The 14,322-nt window shown below is 57.6% G+C and carries 16 protein-coding genes and 1 tRNA gene; 8 read left to right on the forward strand and 9 right to left on the reverse strand.

Annotated elements, in window-relative coordinates; all coding sequences use genetic code 11:
• Positions 1-3: 3 nt before the first annotated feature.
• The 6 genes from ACSMXM_RS09965 to ACSMXM_RS09990 are packed head-to-tail and all read right to left on the reverse strand — an operon-like array spanning position 4 to position 6,013.
• Positions 4-759 carry an SDR family NAD(P)-dependent oxidoreductase gene (locus tag ACSMXM_RS09965; protein WP_460315802.1) on the reverse strand — a complete coding sequence of 252 codons (756 nt, stop codon included), beginning with the start codon at positions 757-759 and terminating at the stop codon, positions 4-6.
• 16 nt (positions 760-775) lie between these two features.
• On the reverse strand, positions 776-1,492 hold the full coding sequence (locus ACSMXM_RS09970; RefSeq protein ID WP_460315803.1) for a ThuA domain-containing protein: 717 nt from the start codon (positions 1,490-1,492) through the stop codon (positions 776-778).
• Positions 1,492-2,235, reverse strand: coding sequence for an SDR family NAD(P)-dependent oxidoreductase (locus tag ACSMXM_RS09975; RefSeq protein WP_460315804.1), 744 nt, complete (start codon positions 2,233-2,235; stop codon positions 1,492-1,494). The genes ACSMXM_RS09970 and ACSMXM_RS09975 overlap by 1 nt, the downstream gene beginning before the upstream one ends.
• Positions 2,235-3,437 (reverse strand): cytochrome P450, encoded by a 1,203-nt coding sequence (locus ACSMXM_RS09980; RefSeq protein ID WP_460315805.1) that lies wholly within the window; start codon positions 3,435-3,437, stop codon positions 2,235-2,237. Before ACSMXM_RS09980 ends, ACSMXM_RS09975 begins: the two co-directional genes overlap by 1 nt.
• 1 nt (position 3,438) lies before the next feature.
• Positions 3,439-4,680, reverse strand: a complete 1,242-nt coding sequence (locus tag ACSMXM_RS09985) for a cytochrome P450 (protein WP_460315806.1) — start codon at positions 4,678-4,680, stop codon at positions 3,439-3,441.
• Complete coding sequence (locus ACSMXM_RS09990) at positions 4,667-6,013, reverse strand: metal-dependent hydrolase family protein (RefSeq protein ID WP_460315808.1); 1,347 nt, start codon at positions 6,011-6,013, stop codon at positions 4,667-4,669. The genes ACSMXM_RS09985 and ACSMXM_RS09990 overlap by 14 nt, the downstream gene beginning before the upstream one ends.
• 131 nt (positions 6,014-6,144) lie before the next feature.
• Here ACSMXM_RS09990 and ACSMXM_RS09995 point away from each other — a divergent pair, with 131 nt between their 5' ends.
• From ACSMXM_RS09995 to ACSMXM_RS10015, 5 genes are all read left to right on the forward strand, one after another.
• On the forward strand, positions 6,145-6,681 hold the full coding sequence (locus tag ACSMXM_RS09995; RefSeq protein WP_460315809.1) for a VOC family protein: 537 nt from the start codon (positions 6,145-6,147) through the stop codon (positions 6,679-6,681).
• Complete coding sequence (locus ACSMXM_RS10000) at positions 6,678-7,460, forward strand: 2-keto-4-pentenoate hydratase (RefSeq protein WP_460315811.1); 783 nt, start codon at positions 6,678-6,680, stop codon at positions 7,458-7,460. The genes ACSMXM_RS09995 and ACSMXM_RS10000 overlap by 4 nt, the downstream gene beginning before the upstream one ends.
• A complete protein-coding gene (locus ACSMXM_RS10005; protein WP_460315813.1) occupies positions 7,457-8,680 on the forward strand; it encodes an MFS transporter in 1,224 nt (407 codons plus the stop codon). Before ACSMXM_RS10000 ends, ACSMXM_RS10005 begins: the two co-directional genes overlap by 4 nt.
• 88 nt (positions 8,681-8,768) lie before the next feature.
• Positions 8,769-9,140 (forward strand): MarR family winged helix-turn-helix transcriptional regulator, encoded by a 372-nt coding sequence (locus tag ACSMXM_RS10010; RefSeq protein ID WP_460316399.1) that lies wholly within the window; start codon positions 8,769-8,771, stop codon positions 9,138-9,140.
• 45 nt (positions 9,141-9,185) lie between these two features.
• Complete coding sequence (locus ACSMXM_RS10015; protein WP_460315814.1) at positions 9,186-9,920, forward strand: SDR family NAD(P)-dependent oxidoreductase; 735 nt, start codon at positions 9,186-9,188, stop codon at positions 9,918-9,920.
• A gap of 24 nt (positions 9,921-9,944) precedes the next feature.
• Here ACSMXM_RS10015 and ACSMXM_RS10020 read toward each other — a convergent pair whose 3' ends face one another.
• On the reverse strand, positions 9,945-10,565 hold the full coding sequence (locus tag ACSMXM_RS10020) for an EthD domain-containing protein (RefSeq protein ID WP_460315816.1): 621 nt from the start codon (positions 10,563-10,565) through the stop codon (positions 9,945-9,947).
• Between the two features lie 45 nt (positions 10,566-10,610).
• On the opposite strand from ACSMXM_RS10020, the gene ACSMXM_RS10025 reads away from it, so the two are divergent.
• Positions 10,611-11,726 carry an oxidoreductase gene (locus ACSMXM_RS10025; protein WP_460315818.1) on the forward strand — a complete coding sequence of 372 codons (1,116 nt, stop codon included), beginning with the start codon at positions 10,611-10,613 and terminating at the stop codon, positions 11,724-11,726.
• A gap of 6 nt (positions 11,727-11,732) precedes the next feature.
• Here the strand turns inward: ACSMXM_RS10025 and ACSMXM_RS10030 are convergent.
• A tRNA-Thr gene (locus tag ACSMXM_RS10030) sits at positions 11,733-11,808 on the reverse strand.
• A 53-nt stretch (positions 11,809-11,861) separates the two neighbouring features.
• On the reverse strand, positions 11,862-12,119 hold the full coding sequence (locus tag ACSMXM_RS10035; RefSeq protein WP_460315819.1) for a BolA family protein: 258 nt from the start codon (positions 12,117-12,119) through the stop codon (positions 11,862-11,864).
• A 152-nt stretch (positions 12,120-12,271) separates the two neighbouring features.
• On the opposite strand from ACSMXM_RS10035, the gene ACSMXM_RS10040 reads away from it, so the two are divergent.
• Both ACSMXM_RS10040 and cysS read left to right on the forward strand, forming a co-directional pair.
• Positions 12,272-12,844: a CvpA family protein gene (locus tag ACSMXM_RS10040; protein WP_460315820.1), complete on the forward strand. Its 573-nt coding sequence runs from the start codon at positions 12,272-12,274 to the stop codon at positions 12,842-12,844.
• On the forward strand, positions 12,841-14,250 hold the full coding sequence (gene cysS / locus ACSMXM_RS10045; protein WP_460315822.1) for a cysteine--tRNA ligase: 1,410 nt from the start codon (positions 12,841-12,843) through the stop codon (positions 14,248-14,250). Before ACSMXM_RS10040 ends, cysS begins: the two co-directional genes overlap by 4 nt.
• Positions 14,251-14,322 lie beyond the last annotated feature (72 nt).

Here is a 14,322-nt window from a genome sequence, read left to right on the forward strand (position 1 = left end):
GCGTCAGTCGCGGGATACGCCCAGCCCCAACCCCCCATCGACGTCCAAAATTGCACCCGTTACCCAATCGGCGTTCATGAAATACTCTACTGCCTGGGCGATATCTTCTCCCGTGCCAAGCCGATCCATTGCCTGCAGGGAAGCCATAGAGGCCTGGCGTGCATGAGCCTCCTTTTCCGATAGCAATCCCGCGCGCACGTTGATTTCCGTGACGACGCCACCCGGCACAATGCAATTCACCCGTATCTCTCTCGGCCCCAATTCGGCCGCCAAAACCTGAGTGAGCGTCATGACCGCCGCTTTCGTCGCGGCATAGGGCGAGGCGCCAGGCCAGGCCCGCCGCACGTGGCTCGATCCCATGAACAGAACCGATCCTGCTTTCTTTTCGAGATGTGGGGAAGCCAGCGCCGTCAGCATCATCGCGCCGACAACATTGGTATGGAAGACATCGAGCAATTTCTGCTCGTCCAAAGTCTCAAGAGCTCCCCGGTACATATTGCCAGCATTGTTGACCAGCGCATCGATCCCTCCACCATATTCAACGGTACCGTCGATCATACGCTGGCGATCTTCTGCGGATGCGACATCGCCCGCTATCCAGTTGCAGCCAATGTCTTCTGCCACAGACTTCAGCTTTTCTTCGCGCCTGCCGGTGATCGTGACCTTTGCTCCCCGCGCTACGAGGAAGCGTGCCGTAGCCTCGCCCAGGCCAGAACCGCCGCCGGTGATCAGGACACTTGCCCCTTCAGTTGTACGCATCAGTCTCTCTTTCTGCTCAGACCCTGGCTTCGCGCGTCGTCTCTACGCCGCGCCTCCAAAAAATATTCAGCATTCCCCTGACGAGTCCGGCATGACCTGGATCGGTCAATGATCGGGAATCGTGACCTAGGGCATCGACCCCGACCAGGCCTGCCCCATTCTCACGAAGCCAGGCGACCGGTTGAGGTTCACCTTCCGCCACACCTTCCGCCAAAATCTGACAATCGCTCTTCGGCGAGAGGGCATGATAGACCTCATCAAGCAAGGTAAACTGGTCCGGACCGTCGCTCAGTTTGCGACCGTTCCCAGTCAAGCGTATCTCAGCTTTTCCCATCGGTGGGTGGTAGGATTGACCCCAACGCCACCCCCCTCCCAGCAGGTCGATCCATCCCGGTTGGGTATCCCAGCAAATTACCGAGGTATGCACCGCCAATAAGGAGCCGCCCGATTTAACGTGATCGGATATTGCCGCGAGGTCCTGATCGCGCAGATGGTGCGCCCACGCTGCGCGATCGGGTTCGTACTTTTCATGCTGCGTCATCGACCAGAAAAGCGCGTTGACGACGAGCAGATCCGTCTCCTCAGACAGTGCATCAACGGCCTGCTCCGGGTTTGAAAACTGATCGACAATCCAGCCGCTGGCGGCGGTCATCTGCGCGAGCGCGGCGCCCGTCTCCTCAAAAGGGTGGGAATATCCTCCTGCAAGCAGGACGCAGCGACGGGTTTTCGGCATCAGGTGCGAGGAAGGTTCTTGAGAACCGCATTGGTGACGCCGCCATCGATGACAAGGTCGTGCCCGTTGATATAGCCACCGGCCTCCGAATCCAGGAATGCGACTGCCTCTGCAATGTCCGAAGGCTTGCCAAGCCGCTTCAGCGGCACGCCGCCACCGCGTGCGGCGCGTACCTTGGGGTCGGCATAAATTGGCGTGGACATCCCGCCATCGATGAATCCAGGTGCAATGGAATTGAAGCGTAGGCCGCTTTCGCCATATTCCAGGCTGAATTGCCGCATCAATTGCAGCACACCCGATTTTGTCGCGGGATAAGCGCCAGAGCCGGGCCCCGGACCATAGGCGTTGATCGACGTAAGCGAGATGACATGGCCTGAGCCGCGTTCAAGCATGCGGCGCACGCCGGCGCATGTAACGATATATACGCCGGTCAAATTGACGGCGACGACTTTGCGAAAATCTTCCAGGCTCTGTTCGTGCAACAGCCCAAATCGCACGATCCCGGCATTATTCACGATAAGGTCCGGCACAAATTGAAGCGATTCAAACGCCGCTTCCACTGCATCGGCATCAGAAATGTCGCATGGCAATGCCATAGCGCCCTCAACTGCATCTGCAGCCTTCGTGGTCAGTTCTTCGTCCAGGTCCAATATGGCTACGCGATAGCCACGACCTGCAAGCGTCGAAACAATTTCAGCACCAATGCCCTGTGCTCCCCCTGTTACCAGTGCGGTACGTGTCATCACTCAACCTCGGAAAATGTTACGGGATAATATTTATAATTCGGTCGGGACGTGGCCGGATCAACCAAAGCCGCGTCATCCGGTGCGCGTCGCACACCGCGACCGAGTAATTCGATCACGACCAGTGGCACGATGCCATAGTGCAGCTTCTCAGGATCCGCCCCCTGCTTTGCCAGCACCCCACCGTCCAGTTCTCGGCCCAAGCAAGTATGGAGGCCAATGCCAAAAGCGAGACCAGAGGGCATAACTCCGACAGGGATTTCGCGGTCGGGATTGAAGCGGTCGGCATCTGCGCCGAAAATAGAGGAATCGCGATTGGCCGAAAATAAATCGAGTTCTACTCGGTCTTCGGCTGAAATGTCGCCTGCTCCCTGGACGTGGGTGTCATGGGTTGGGCGTCGCCACGCTTCCGGGCTTGCCGGATGAAGCCGCAGACTTTCATGGACGCAGCGTTGAATGAACGCTGGGCTCTCCAACCGCTTCCAGCGGGCTTCGTCGTCACCTGCCCATTTCAGGATCTCGTCAATGGCATGAACCACCGAGTTCGCCGTCGAATGCGATCCAGCCTGAAGATAGAACGCAATTTCACGCAGCTGCTGTTCACGGTCGATCTGCAACTCATCCCGGCCCCGCAGGATGACTGTCAGAACGTCTCGCGGCAACACGTCCGCTTCCGCCGATTCCTCTTCGACTTGGCGAATTAGATTCTCGCGACGCTCGAGCGACGCACTGAAGAAATTGGCATCCAGATCGCTCAGTGCCTGTTTAACTTCAGTCGAAAGTTCCTCCGGGTCGCGGGTGGAATGAACCATTGTCGCGCCTTCGCTGAGCTTCTTCGTGATCCGAACCAGGTCTTCCGTCTCTTGCTTCGTACGCAGCGGGCGGTCGATGCCTGCGAAGTCGGCGGTCAGATTGACGGTTAGTCGATATCCAAGCTCGATCAGATCCGACTCGCCATTCTCGATAAACGGCTCCAGTGTTTGCTTCAGTGTGACGGGGAACACGTCTTTTTCATAATGCTTGAAGAAATTACGACGGAAAACTCGGATCTCGATTTCACGTCTCTTGGAGTGCTCTTCACCATGCAGGGTAAGAAGAACGCCATCCATCACGACTTTACCGGCATCGTAAAGTGCTTGCTTCAAATCTCGATTACGCAGCGCTGCTTCACAGTCGCGGTATTTTTGCAAACGTTTAATCATTTTATATTGCCGTCCCTTCAACCTGGAACAGAATAGGATATTCAGCCCATGTTATGCGCGTGATACCTTCATCTTTCTTCGCGATGCCGGCGGGATCCTTTTGCACTCCGAATTCTAAAAGGGCTTTTACAATCAGGGGCACGATACCGTATTGATGATCTTCGGGCGCCGAATTTGGGCGCGGCTCTACGCCGATCGCCAAATTTCTGCCCAGGCAGGCATGCATTCCCAGGCCCATCGAAACCCCATGCGGGGCGACGTTTTCAGCAACATGCCGATGTGGATTGAAACGGTCCGCGTCCGGCCCGAAAATATTCTCGTCGCGATTTGCCAGATAAAGATTAGCGACGACGGTATCGCCCTCGTCCGCCCGCTCGTCGTCTGGCAGGTGTACCGGACAAAGCGCGCGCCGCTTTGCCACCGGGCTGGACGGGTGCAGGCGCAGACTTTCAAAAACACATTGCTGCACAAAGAATGGATCATCGCGTAGCCGAGCCCTGTCTTCGGGATGCGTTTCCATCCACGTCAGCACTTCATGCAAAGCATGGGTAAGCGAGTGGACCGTCGTATGAGCGCCGGCCAGCGCGTAAAAAATTCCTTCCTGCAGAAATTCCTCTTCGCTCATATTCAGCTTGTCTTGTGCGAGGAGTAGCGCGGTCAAAACATCACGCGGCAGCTCTGCCTCTTCCAGCTCACCGACTTTATATTTTTCGACAAGTGCGCTTCGCCGGGCAATCGACTTGCTCAGGAAATCCTTGTCGAATTCCCTCATCGCCTTCCGGATACGCGTCTTTTTTTCAGAGATATCCTCGCTGCGCGACTGTCCCAGGGAAGGCGCGAGACTAAATTCCTTCAGCAAATGCACCAGAAATTCGGTTTCTTCTGCGCTACGTTCCGGACGGTCGATTCCGGCAAAATCGACCGTCAGATTCATCATAATTCGATAGCCCAGATCGACCAGATCACCCTTCCCGCGCGCCAAAAACGGCGCGATCGTTTCTTGCAAGGTACGGGGAAGAACCTTCCTCTCATATTCCAGGAACACCGGCTTTCGAAATATCTTCGCTTCGGCATTACGGCGTTCACGATGTTCTTTACCGTGCAGGTTTACCAGGGAATGAGCCATCATCATGCCGGCTTCGTCGTAGAGCGCCTGGCGTAGGTTGCGGTCCTTAAGTACAAAGGTGCAATCTTCGACCGTGTTCACTTCGTGTTGCCGCGCCACCTGTTCAAACTCCGGCATAATTTTTCGTGGCAGCGCGCGTGATGATCGTTTGAGAGTAGCTGGACACGCGCCAGGACGGAAGGTTGCCACGCGGCGGCAAGGGGGTGGCGAGATCGACGGCTTTGCCGTCCTTGAAAACATGGACGATGGCATCATCCCGTTCGAAAATATTGACACTCTCCAGCGGATTTCCGTCCACGACGATGATGTCTGCCGCCTTGCCCGTTTCCAGGGTCCCCACCCTGTCGCCGAAGCCGAGAACGCGAGCGCTTTCGCTGGTGGCACACCTTAATGCCTGCGCCGGGGTGAGGCCCATATTATCGACCAGCACTTGCAGCTCGCGCCAATGCCACTCCCCATAGGGCGTTATGGAAAAGCCGCTCTCACTTCCACAGATGATCGGCACACCTGCATCATAGGCGCTTCGTAACGCCTTGGTGCTTTCGGCTACTTCGCGAGCAAAAAGTTCCTGCAGATATGGGCTCGCACCAGCCCCCTCTCCATGATCGGCCAGGACGGCCTGAAAAGTGAGTGTGGGAACAATGGGTATCTTGGAATCGATGACCGCCTTCAGCGCCTCGTCATCCATATAGGTCGCATGCAGGATCATATCGAAACCCGCCAATGCACAGTCTCGGGCACTCGTTGCATTGCGGCAATGGCCAACGATCGGGAGTCCCAGTTCGTGGGCCGTATCCGCCGCCAATCGCAATTCGTCGTAGTTCCAGACCTGAATTTCGCCGCTGGCGCGCTGGCGCGGGATCAGTCCCGTCACATGGATCTTGATCCAGTCGACCCCGTTCTTTGCCTGTCGGCGTATTTCAGCGACGATTTCATCACGCGTGCGTGTAACCCTTAGGTATCCGATTGCCCCCTCGTCGGGGACCAGCAATCCGGCCGTGCCGCCCACGGACGTGAACAGAGCGTTTCCGCCGCAGGCCATCCGCGGCCCCTCCGCGACACCACCTTCAATCGCATCGCGCAAATCGAGAGACACATTGAAGATCGTATCTGCATCCAGGATAGTCGTAACACCGGCACGCAGGATCTTTCGCGCATTATAGGCAGCGACAATCGCTGCCAGCCCCTCCCGGCGGTGGAAAAACAACTCGTCATTACTGCTCGGCTCATCGAAGCTGATGTGACAGTGCGCATCGATGAGGCCCGGCATGACCGTTCGTCCCGACGCATCTATCCGCTCCAGATTTTCGCGACCCTCCGCCCACTTGGAGGCGTCATCACCCAGAGCCCGGATTTCGCCGTCGAACGCAATAGCCAGATGCTGCTCTGCCTCCGACACCCCATCGAAGAGTCGGCCATTCTCGATTAAGTACGCTTTTTCGCTCGCCACAGACACCATACCAATCTCCCCGCCTCCTACAGTTATATCGATTTCGATATAATGGCAAGCCCGCAGGTTAAATCTGGTTGACACCCATGGTTCGTAATATATCGAGATCAATATAGTTTTGGGAGGGCCTCATGAATCTTACCGCGTCATCGCTTCGCCAGACGGCGATCGTCCAGAATGCGTATTACGTATCTGACCTGGATGAAGCGGTCGAAAGTTTCAGTCGGGCCTTCTGTGTTGGCCCGTTCCTCATGCGCCGGAATTTGAAGCTTTCCGATGTGCTTTATCGGGGGGAGCGGACCAGTCTCAAGATAAGCGCCGCTCATGCACAAGCGGGCGATTTACAAATAGAGCTTGTGCAGCAGCATGGCGATGAGCCCTCTGCCTTTCGCGACATGTACCAGCATAATGAAGGCGGCTTCCATCACGTTGCAATCATTCCCGAAGATCACGACGCAATGGTGGCGCATTACCAACAATTGGGCTTTGCCGCAGCAACCGAGTTGAGAACGCAGGAAGGGCGAGGCGCCACATATATGGATACCCGCGCTCTGACCGGACACATGCTGGAAATCTACTATCCCAACCCCAGCCTCATCGAGCTTTACAAATATGTCGAGCAATTGGCGCAGAATTGGGATGGAAAAACCCTGCGGGTTGAAGAGTGAGCGCCTCACCTATCCTCAATCTGGCTAAGCGTCTCAGCGATGCCCGCAAGGCTGCGGAGCCGCTCGCGCTGCAAGAAGTCGAGGCGGTGGTTGCAAGCCTGAAAGATGGCTATGAGACCGCAGATGCTCTTGCCGAACTGGAGGGGCGGCGTAGGCGCGTCGCGACGGGATGGAAGATCGGGCTCACCTCCGCCCCCGCGCTCGCTGCGTTTGGTGCAAAGGAACCCATGGTGGGACGGCTTTATGCCGACGCATTATTGTCCGCCCATGCCCCGTTCTCTCTCTCGCAAGCTATCGCCCCCCGATTGGAGGGAGAGATCATGATTGAAATTGGGGCGCCATGCGCCGCGGATGCACCGGAGGAAGAACTACTGGCCTCGATAGCGGCTGTTTATCCTGCATATGAGATCGCGGATTCCCGCATCGGTGATTGGCCGCGGGACGTGAAACATGCCGTTGCGGATAATGCCTGCTGTGGATGGTATCTCATGCCGGAAAAAGGACTCCGTCCTCAGGAAATTGATTTGGCAGCAGCAGATATGGGCATGAAATATGATGGAGACCTTGTCTCGGAGGGCTGCTCGAGTGATTGTCTCGGCGGTCCACTTTCCATCTACAGGTGGTTTCTTGCCAATAGTGAGCTTACCGGACGCCAACTTTCGACGGGGGATCTCATACTAACAGGTGCTCTGGGCCCGGCCGTTCCCATGCGCCCGAACTGCCGATGCGAGCTTCAGATAGAGGGATTTGAACCGCTCATCCTGGAAACAAGCGAATGACCGAGCGTTCAGAGACCTGGCAAGAATTGGCTCGTGGCTGGCCAATTCTTTTGGCATGCGCCATCGGGGTCGGATGCAGCGCGATAGCCCTGCCATTTTACTCCATCGGGCCCCTTACCAAACCGATTGCCGCGGAAATGGGGTGGGCACGTTCCGGCATCCAGTTCGCCATCGTCTTCAGCTCGGGCATAGGCGCGTTGACGGCCCCGTTAACCGGATGGATGATTGCCAGATTTGGAGCCCGCAACGTCGCCATCCCTTCTCTTGTGGGTGTTGCCGTGGGGCTTCTCGTCGCGTCTTTCGCGACAAGTCTGCAGGGCTTCTGGCTTGGCTATGCTCTGGCGGCAATCCTCGGCGCGGGAACCAATCCGGTCTTGTGGTCGCAGGTCGTTGCCAGCACCTTTGACAAGGCCCGCGGGGCCGCGCTTGGCCTCGCCTTGATTGGCACCGCTGCGGTTGCATTTATCTTGCCGAACCTTGTTGCCGCGGTCGAACCAGCGCAAGGATGGCGCTTCACCCTGAGGGTGATCGCACTGACGCCCGTCCTGATCGGCCTGCCAGTCGTTTATTTTCTGCTTCGTCCACAAGAAAACGCCGGCGCGGTCATGTCAAAAATGGTCAAGACCGGGCGCACGGTGAAAGAAGCCATCACTTCATACCGTTTCTGGGTACTGACCTTTTCAATCCTGCTAGGATATCTCGCGATTTCTGGCGCTGGCCCCAATCTGATGCCGGCATTTACTGATCGGGGAATAGGGGTAACTGAAGCAGCAGCCATTGCGAGCGTTTATGCTGTCGCAATGGTGCCGGGCCGAATATTGTCTGGTTTTTTGATGGACCGCTTCTGGGCACCGGCTGTGGCATGCACGATCTTGATATTGCCGGCGTTCGCTTGTGTCATCCTTGCAAATTCTACGGTTCCTTCTGCACTGATTGCTGCATGCGCATTACTTGGCCTTGCCGCGGGGGCGGAACTGGATGTTTTGGCGTTCTTGACGGCGCGCTATTTTGGTCTCGCGCATTATTCGCAGATTTATTCCTTGAGTTATGTCGCGCTGGCAGCTGGCAGCGCGACCGCCCCAACCCTGTTCTCGCTTATCAACGAGATGACCAACACCTACGAGGCCAGCTTTTACATAGCTGGCGGGCTGTTTGTCTGTGCAGCATTGCCAATCTTGCTACTTGGCCGCTATCCGCAGTTCGATGAGCGACAATCCTAATTCGATTAAAGCAGTCCGGAGGGCCCCGCCTCTCCCGCCGCTGCAGAACCGCGTTTCCTTTTTGATGCACAGGGTTAACGCCCACTTGATGCGCATTACCAATCCCAAACTCACTCAGTGGGGGGTTGATCTCACTGAGTCCCGCCTGATGGTTGCTCTTCTTGAAAAGGGGGAATTGTCGGCAGGCGAGGTGGTCGAACTAATGGCGCTACCGCAATCGACCGTCTCGCATCAGCTCAGGCGCCTGGAACGGCTGGGATATATCACCCGCCAGCCGTCAAAGAAGGATCAACGGCGGATCATCGCCAAGCTGACAGACGAAGGCAGAAAAGTTGCACAGGAGTGCAATGAGCACAGCGGCAGGGTCACGGAGGACCTGTATTTTGCAATTGGCGCAGACCAGATGGAAATGGTCCGAGAGGCCCTCAAGCGGGTTGATGCCGAACTGGCATCCAAATGAGCCCTGCGCGCAGAAGGCATCATTCCTGAGCCAAGGGAGGCTCCTTTGCTACGCGACAAAACAATTTTGGTTATTGGGTCCACCAGCGGCATAGGCAGGGCGGCTTATGAGCTCTGTGCAAGTCATGGCGCGCGCGTGATCGGAATTGGGCGAAGCCAGGAAGCTGGTGAGTCAATCGCGCGCAGCTGTGGCGGGCGCTTCATTCCTTTGGACATTACCGACGAAGATGCAGTCGTCCGGCTCTTCGAATATCTGGCCCAAGAAAATATAAAACTCGATGGGGCGATTAATAATGCGGCGATGACACATGATGCCGCACCGATTGACCGACAGGATCTCTCCCTTTTTGATCAGGTATTTTCAATCAATGTTCGATCTTTATTCCACTGCTTACAACATGAAATATCTGCCATGCGCAAGGATGGGGGATCAATTGTCAACATTTCCTCAATCGCTGGTCGTCGAGGATTTGCGGGACTGAGTATTTACTCGGCAAGCAAACATGCTGTCATTGGCCTGACGCGCAGCGCTGCGCTGGACTGCGCTGCCGACAATGTGCGGGTGAACTCCGTATGCCCCGGAACCACTCGAACGGAGATGTTCGAGAGGCAGATGAAGACCAGGCCTGGCGGAGCAGAGGCAACCATTAAGGGTATCCCGATGGGCCGCATTTCCGAACCGACGGAGCCTGCCGCAGCCGCAGTCTGGCTGCTTTCTGATCAGGCAAGCTTCGTTACAGGGGAGACGCTTACAATTGATGGTGGCAGAACGATCGCGTAGCTGAACGCTAGGCCATCACGCTGGTCAGACGCCGGGCGACCGGTACAATTCACAATCGCGCCCAATCACACAGATCCTTTCGGGACCCGCCAGTTTCCTGGCTGCATCCACAGCCAGCGCCCTGTTTTCAAACCACGACTCGGTAATGCGCGTGCAGTCCAGCGACCATCTTCCTCCTGACGGGTGCGGCAGGGGCTTACTGTCGACCTGTCCGCGGCAGGAGGCAGGCTTTGGAAGCGGTCCGTCATCCCAGGCAAAGCAGAATAGATGAAATATCGCGTCGGGATCGGGCGAAACCACCACCTGTTCCTCCACGGAAAGGCAGTGAAGGGAAATTTTCTCGGCAAAGGTTTCGCGCTCGTCGGCCTCCATGACCGCCTGCGCTTCATTATCGGCAAAATGCGCATTGCGATGCGCGATCGAGCGGTGCCAGATCAAGCCCACCCCATCATGATCCCCCAGAAAGGCGCTCTCGTCTTGCTGTGGCTCGATCAGATCGCAATGGACATAGCGCTGCACGTTCTTCCAGCGCTCTCTGGACATGCCGAGTGCCCCATGCTGGCGCCATCTCGCGGTCCATTCGTCGCGCGCGAAAGCCGGATTTCTTCGCGTCAGATAAATCAATTTCGGTGGGATATCGGTCACCGAGAGTTGAGTATTATATCGATTACAATATAGCAAGTTTCTGCAATGGGTTCACGTTCCGCTCTTCTCTCGTCGTTCCGCCTGGGCAATTTGGAAATACGAAACCGAATTGCCATGGCGCCCATGACACGTGAGATGTGCCCCGATGGCATACCCGGGACCGATGTGCGCGATTACTACACGCGGCGGGCGGCGGGAGGCGTGGGACTGATCCTTACTGAAGGCGTTGCGACCGATCCCGAAGGCAGGTTCGGCGCAAGCGTACCGCACCTTTATAATTCCGCCGCCCAGAATGCATGGAAGACAATTGTGGACGCTGCCCACGCCGAAGGGGCGGCCATCATGGCGCAACTTTGGCACGTTGGAGCCTTCTCGCCCTCGCTCATCGGCATGAAGGACAGCCTGGGTGCAGACGCGCGCCGGCTAAGTCCATCTGGACTGGCAGCCCCCGGGATGAAACTTGGTAACGCGATGTCGGAGGACGATATTCGCAAGACCATTGCCGGCTTTGCGGATGCTGCTGCGCGCGCGCAGGACGCAGGCTTCGACGGCATCGAAATCCATGGGGGGCATGGGTATCTGCCCGACCAGTTTATGTGGAGCGCCACCAATCACAGGAAAGACGGCTATGGTGGATCGGCTGCTAACCGGGCGCGCTTTGCGGCAGAGCTGGTAGAAGCGATTCGCAGAAGGGCAGGCCCTGATTTCGTGATCGGCTACCGCATTTCCCAATGGAAACAGCTTGATTACAAGGCGCGGATAGCTGCCCAGCCCGAAGACTTGCACGCCGTGCTTTCCCCGATAAGCGCCGCCGGGGTCGACATATTCCACTGTTCGACCCGCCGCTTCTGGGACAGTGAATTTGATAGCGATTACCGCAATCTTGCAGCGTGGGTGCGCGCGTTAACCGGCAAGCCGACAATCACCGTTGGTTCGGTTACCTTAGATAATGATTTCAAGGCGAAAAACGGCAAGATCGCAGCGGGCACTCTCCCCGGTCACATTGCCCAACTCGAACAGGGCATCACTGATAATTGCTACGATCTCGTAGCAATTGGCCGCTCGCTCCTTGCAAATCCTGACTGGGTTCACCGATTGGCGGCGGGAAACCTTGATGCTCTGATACCATTCGAAAAATCGATGCTTCAGGAACTGATATAGGGTATGTGGTGCCGGCTGTCAGACTCGAACTGACGACCTACCGCTTACAAGGCGGTTGCTCTACCAACTGAGCTAAGCCGGCATACCATGATCAGTCGCGTTTTGCCGCGACGGCGTGGAAGGTCAAGCGGCGCGTTAGCCTTCCGCCTTTATCCTGAGCGCATGGATACGTTTCGTCATCAGGTCGCCCAGTGCGGCATAGACCGCCCGCTGCCGTTCAACTCGCGATTTACCGGCAAGGGCGGGGGCCGCGATTTCGACGGCGAAATGGCTTTCGCCCGACCCGTCATCGCCCAGATGGCCCTGATGCTGGTGGCTTTCATTGATGACGGTCAGCGCCGTCGGCGACAGCGCCTCGGTCAGGCGGCGTTCTATCTCTTCGGCAACGGTCATTTATTCTTCCAGACGCGGGGGGTGGTGGCGCGGTCGTCTCGCGCAGTGTTGGGGCGGTCTCGGGCAGGGCACCTTATCCTTAACCGAACGGCGAAAACAGCGCTACCCACATGGACGTGACGCAAGGTCAGCGCTAATCGCCCCGGTCTGACATGTCCGACCTGACCGCCTTCGACATTTTCTTCTTTGCCGTGCTGGCCATCTTCGCCGTGCTGGGCATCATGCGCGGTTTCGTGACCGAAATCCTCGGTCTGCTGGCGTGGGTTGCGGGCGTCGTCGCGGTCAATTTGTTCTTCGACCGGGGGCGCGAACTGGCGCTGGGATTCGTTGACGACCCCACGACGGCGGCCGTCATTTCGGTGATCGTCATCTTTATCGGTGCCTTTGCCATCATGCGGCTGATCGCGAAGATACTGGGAACGCGCGTGCGGAACAGCGTCATCGGCCCCATTGACCGGGTGCTTGGGTTTGGGTTTGGCGCGATGAAGGGCCTTCTCCTCGCCACCTTCGCCTGGATGCTTCTGGAACTGGCGTTCGACATGGTCCCGGGGGAGCGGCCTGAATGGCTGGCGCAGGCGCGCGCCGGCCCCCTGCTGGGCGTACTCGGCCATGAAGTGCAGGATTTCGTTGCCACGCGGCGCGAATCGGCCGCCATCGAAGATGCAGAAGGATATTCCGATCGGGAACGCGATGCGCTGGATGCGCTGCTGGAGGCTGCCCAATGACTGCACCGTCCACCGATATCCGGTTGTACGACACAGCCGCCCGGGAAAAGCGTGTCTTTGCCCCGACCAGTCCCGACCGCATCACCATGTATGTCTGTGGACCGACGGTCTACAGCCGCGCGCATATCGGCAATTTCCGTCCAGAGATCGTTTTCGACGTCCTGCGCCGCCTGCTGATCCACCAATATCCGGATCATGAAATCGTCACGGCGCGCAATTTCACCGACATAGACGACAAGATCATGGACCGCGCCCGTTCCGAGGGCCGCAGCATAGAGGATGTGACGGCAGAGGCGGAGGGCTGGTATCGCGACGATGCCGCCGCGCTCGGCTGCCTCGCACCGACCTTCGCCCCGCGTGCGACGGAAACCATTGGCGAGATGATCGCGATGATGGAGACACTGATCGCCAGGGGCCACGCCTATGCGGCAGAGGGGCACGTGCTGTTCGACGTCGCCTCCGACGGCGGTTATGGCCGCGTCAGCCATCGCGATCTCGATCAGATGGTCGCCGGCTCCCGCGTGGAGGTGGCGCCCTACAAGAAAAACGCCCACGATTTCGTCATGTGGAAACCCAGTGCGGAGCAGCAGCCCGGCTGGGACAGCCCCTGGGGCCGCGGCCGCCCCGGCTGGCACCTGGAATGTTCGGCAATGATCGAGAAGCATCTGGGCCGCACCATCGACATTCATGGCGGCGGCCAGGACCTGATCTTCCCGCATCATGAGAATGAGTCCGCACAAAGCCGCTGCGCCCATGATGGCGCGCCGCTGGCGAATTTCTGGCTGCACAACGGCTTCCTGTCCTTTGGCAAGGACAAGATGTCGAAGAGCGTGGGCAATGTGGTCACGGTCGATGCGCTTCTGACCGCCGGCCATCGCGGCGAAACAATCCGGCTCGCCATGCTGATGGCGCATTACCGCCAGCCGCTGGAGTGGACGGAAGACCTGCTGTTGCAGGCAAAGGCGACGCTGGAAGGTTTCCGAAGTGCGTTTCGAAATGTTGACCTAGAATGGGAAGATGCCGGTCTCCCAGCAGGATTTGTCGCAGCGCTTTGCGATGATCTAAACACACCAAAAGCACTGGCCGAAGCGCAGCGATTACGCCGGATCATCAATTCAAACAGCTCAACGAGAGAGCGCACGGCGGCAATAGGGCAATTAAGTGCTATTGGGCGCGTTCTCGGCTTGGGGTCGCTGATGCGGCCTATTCAGGGAACCATGGAGACCCGTGAGAACGTCGGCAATGTATCAGCCGCGCTTGAATTGATCGAGGCCCGCGTCTCCGAACGCACCGCCGCAAAGGCCGCGCGCGATTTCGCGACCGCCGACCGTATCCGCGACGAACTGGCGGCGGACGGAATATTGCTGGAGGACGGACCGAACGGCACGACCTGGCGGCGCACCTGATTCCAAGCCTTTCCAAATGGCAGGGTCCGGCAGGTAAACGCGATGCGTCGTGAAGGCACCGCCCGCGACTAT

The sequence above is a fragment of the Pacificimonas sp. ICDLI1SI03 genome (assembly GCF_054740865.1).

Excerpts from the sequence above, each read along its gene's own strand:
- ACSMXM_RS09965 (WP_460315802.1), bottom strand. The coding sequence starts at position 759 with ATGCGTACAACTGAAGGGGCAAGTGTCCTGATCACCGGCGGCGGTTCT.
- ACSMXM_RS09970 (WP_460315803.1), bottom strand. The coding sequence starts at position 1,492 with ATGCCGAAAACCCGTCGCTGCGTCCTGCTTGCAGGAGGATATTCCCAC.
- ACSMXM_RS09975 (WP_460315804.1), bottom strand. The coding sequence starts at position 2,235 with ATGACACGTACCGCACTGGTAACAGGGGGAGCACAGGGCATTGGTGCT.
- ACSMXM_RS09980 (WP_460315805.1), bottom strand. The coding sequence starts at position 3,437 with ATGATTAAACGTTTGCAAAAATACCGCGACTGTGAAGCAGCGCTGCGT.
- ACSMXM_RS09985 (WP_460315806.1), bottom strand. The coding sequence starts at position 4,680 with ATGCCGGAGTTTGAACAGGTGGCGCGGCAACACGAAGTGAACACGGTC.
- ACSMXM_RS09995 (WP_460315809.1), top strand. The coding sequence starts at position 6,145 with ATGAATCTTACCGCGTCATCGCTTCGCCAGACGGCGATCGTCCAGAAT.
- ACSMXM_RS10005 (WP_460315813.1), top strand. The coding sequence starts at position 7,457 with ATGACCGAGCGTTCAGAGACCTGGCAAGAATTGGCTCGTGGCTGGCCA.
- ACSMXM_RS10010 (WP_460316399.1), top strand. The coding sequence starts at position 8,769 with ATGCGCATTACCAATCCCAAACTCACTCAGTGGGGGGTTGATCTCACT.
- ACSMXM_RS10025 (WP_460315818.1), top strand. The coding sequence starts at position 10,611 with ATGGGTTCACGTTCCGCTCTTCTCTCGTCGTTCCGCCTGGGCAATTTG.
- ACSMXM_RS10035 (WP_460315819.1), bottom strand. The coding sequence starts at position 12,119 with ATGACCGTTGCCGAAGAGATAGAACGCCGCCTGACCGAGGCGCTGTCG.
- ACSMXM_RS10040 (WP_460315820.1), top strand. The coding sequence starts at position 12,272 with ATGTCCGACCTGACCGCCTTCGACATTTTCTTCTTTGCCGTGCTGGCC.
- cysS (WP_460315822.1), top strand. The coding sequence starts at position 12,841 with ATGACTGCACCGTCCACCGATATCCGGTTGTACGACACAGCCGCCCGG.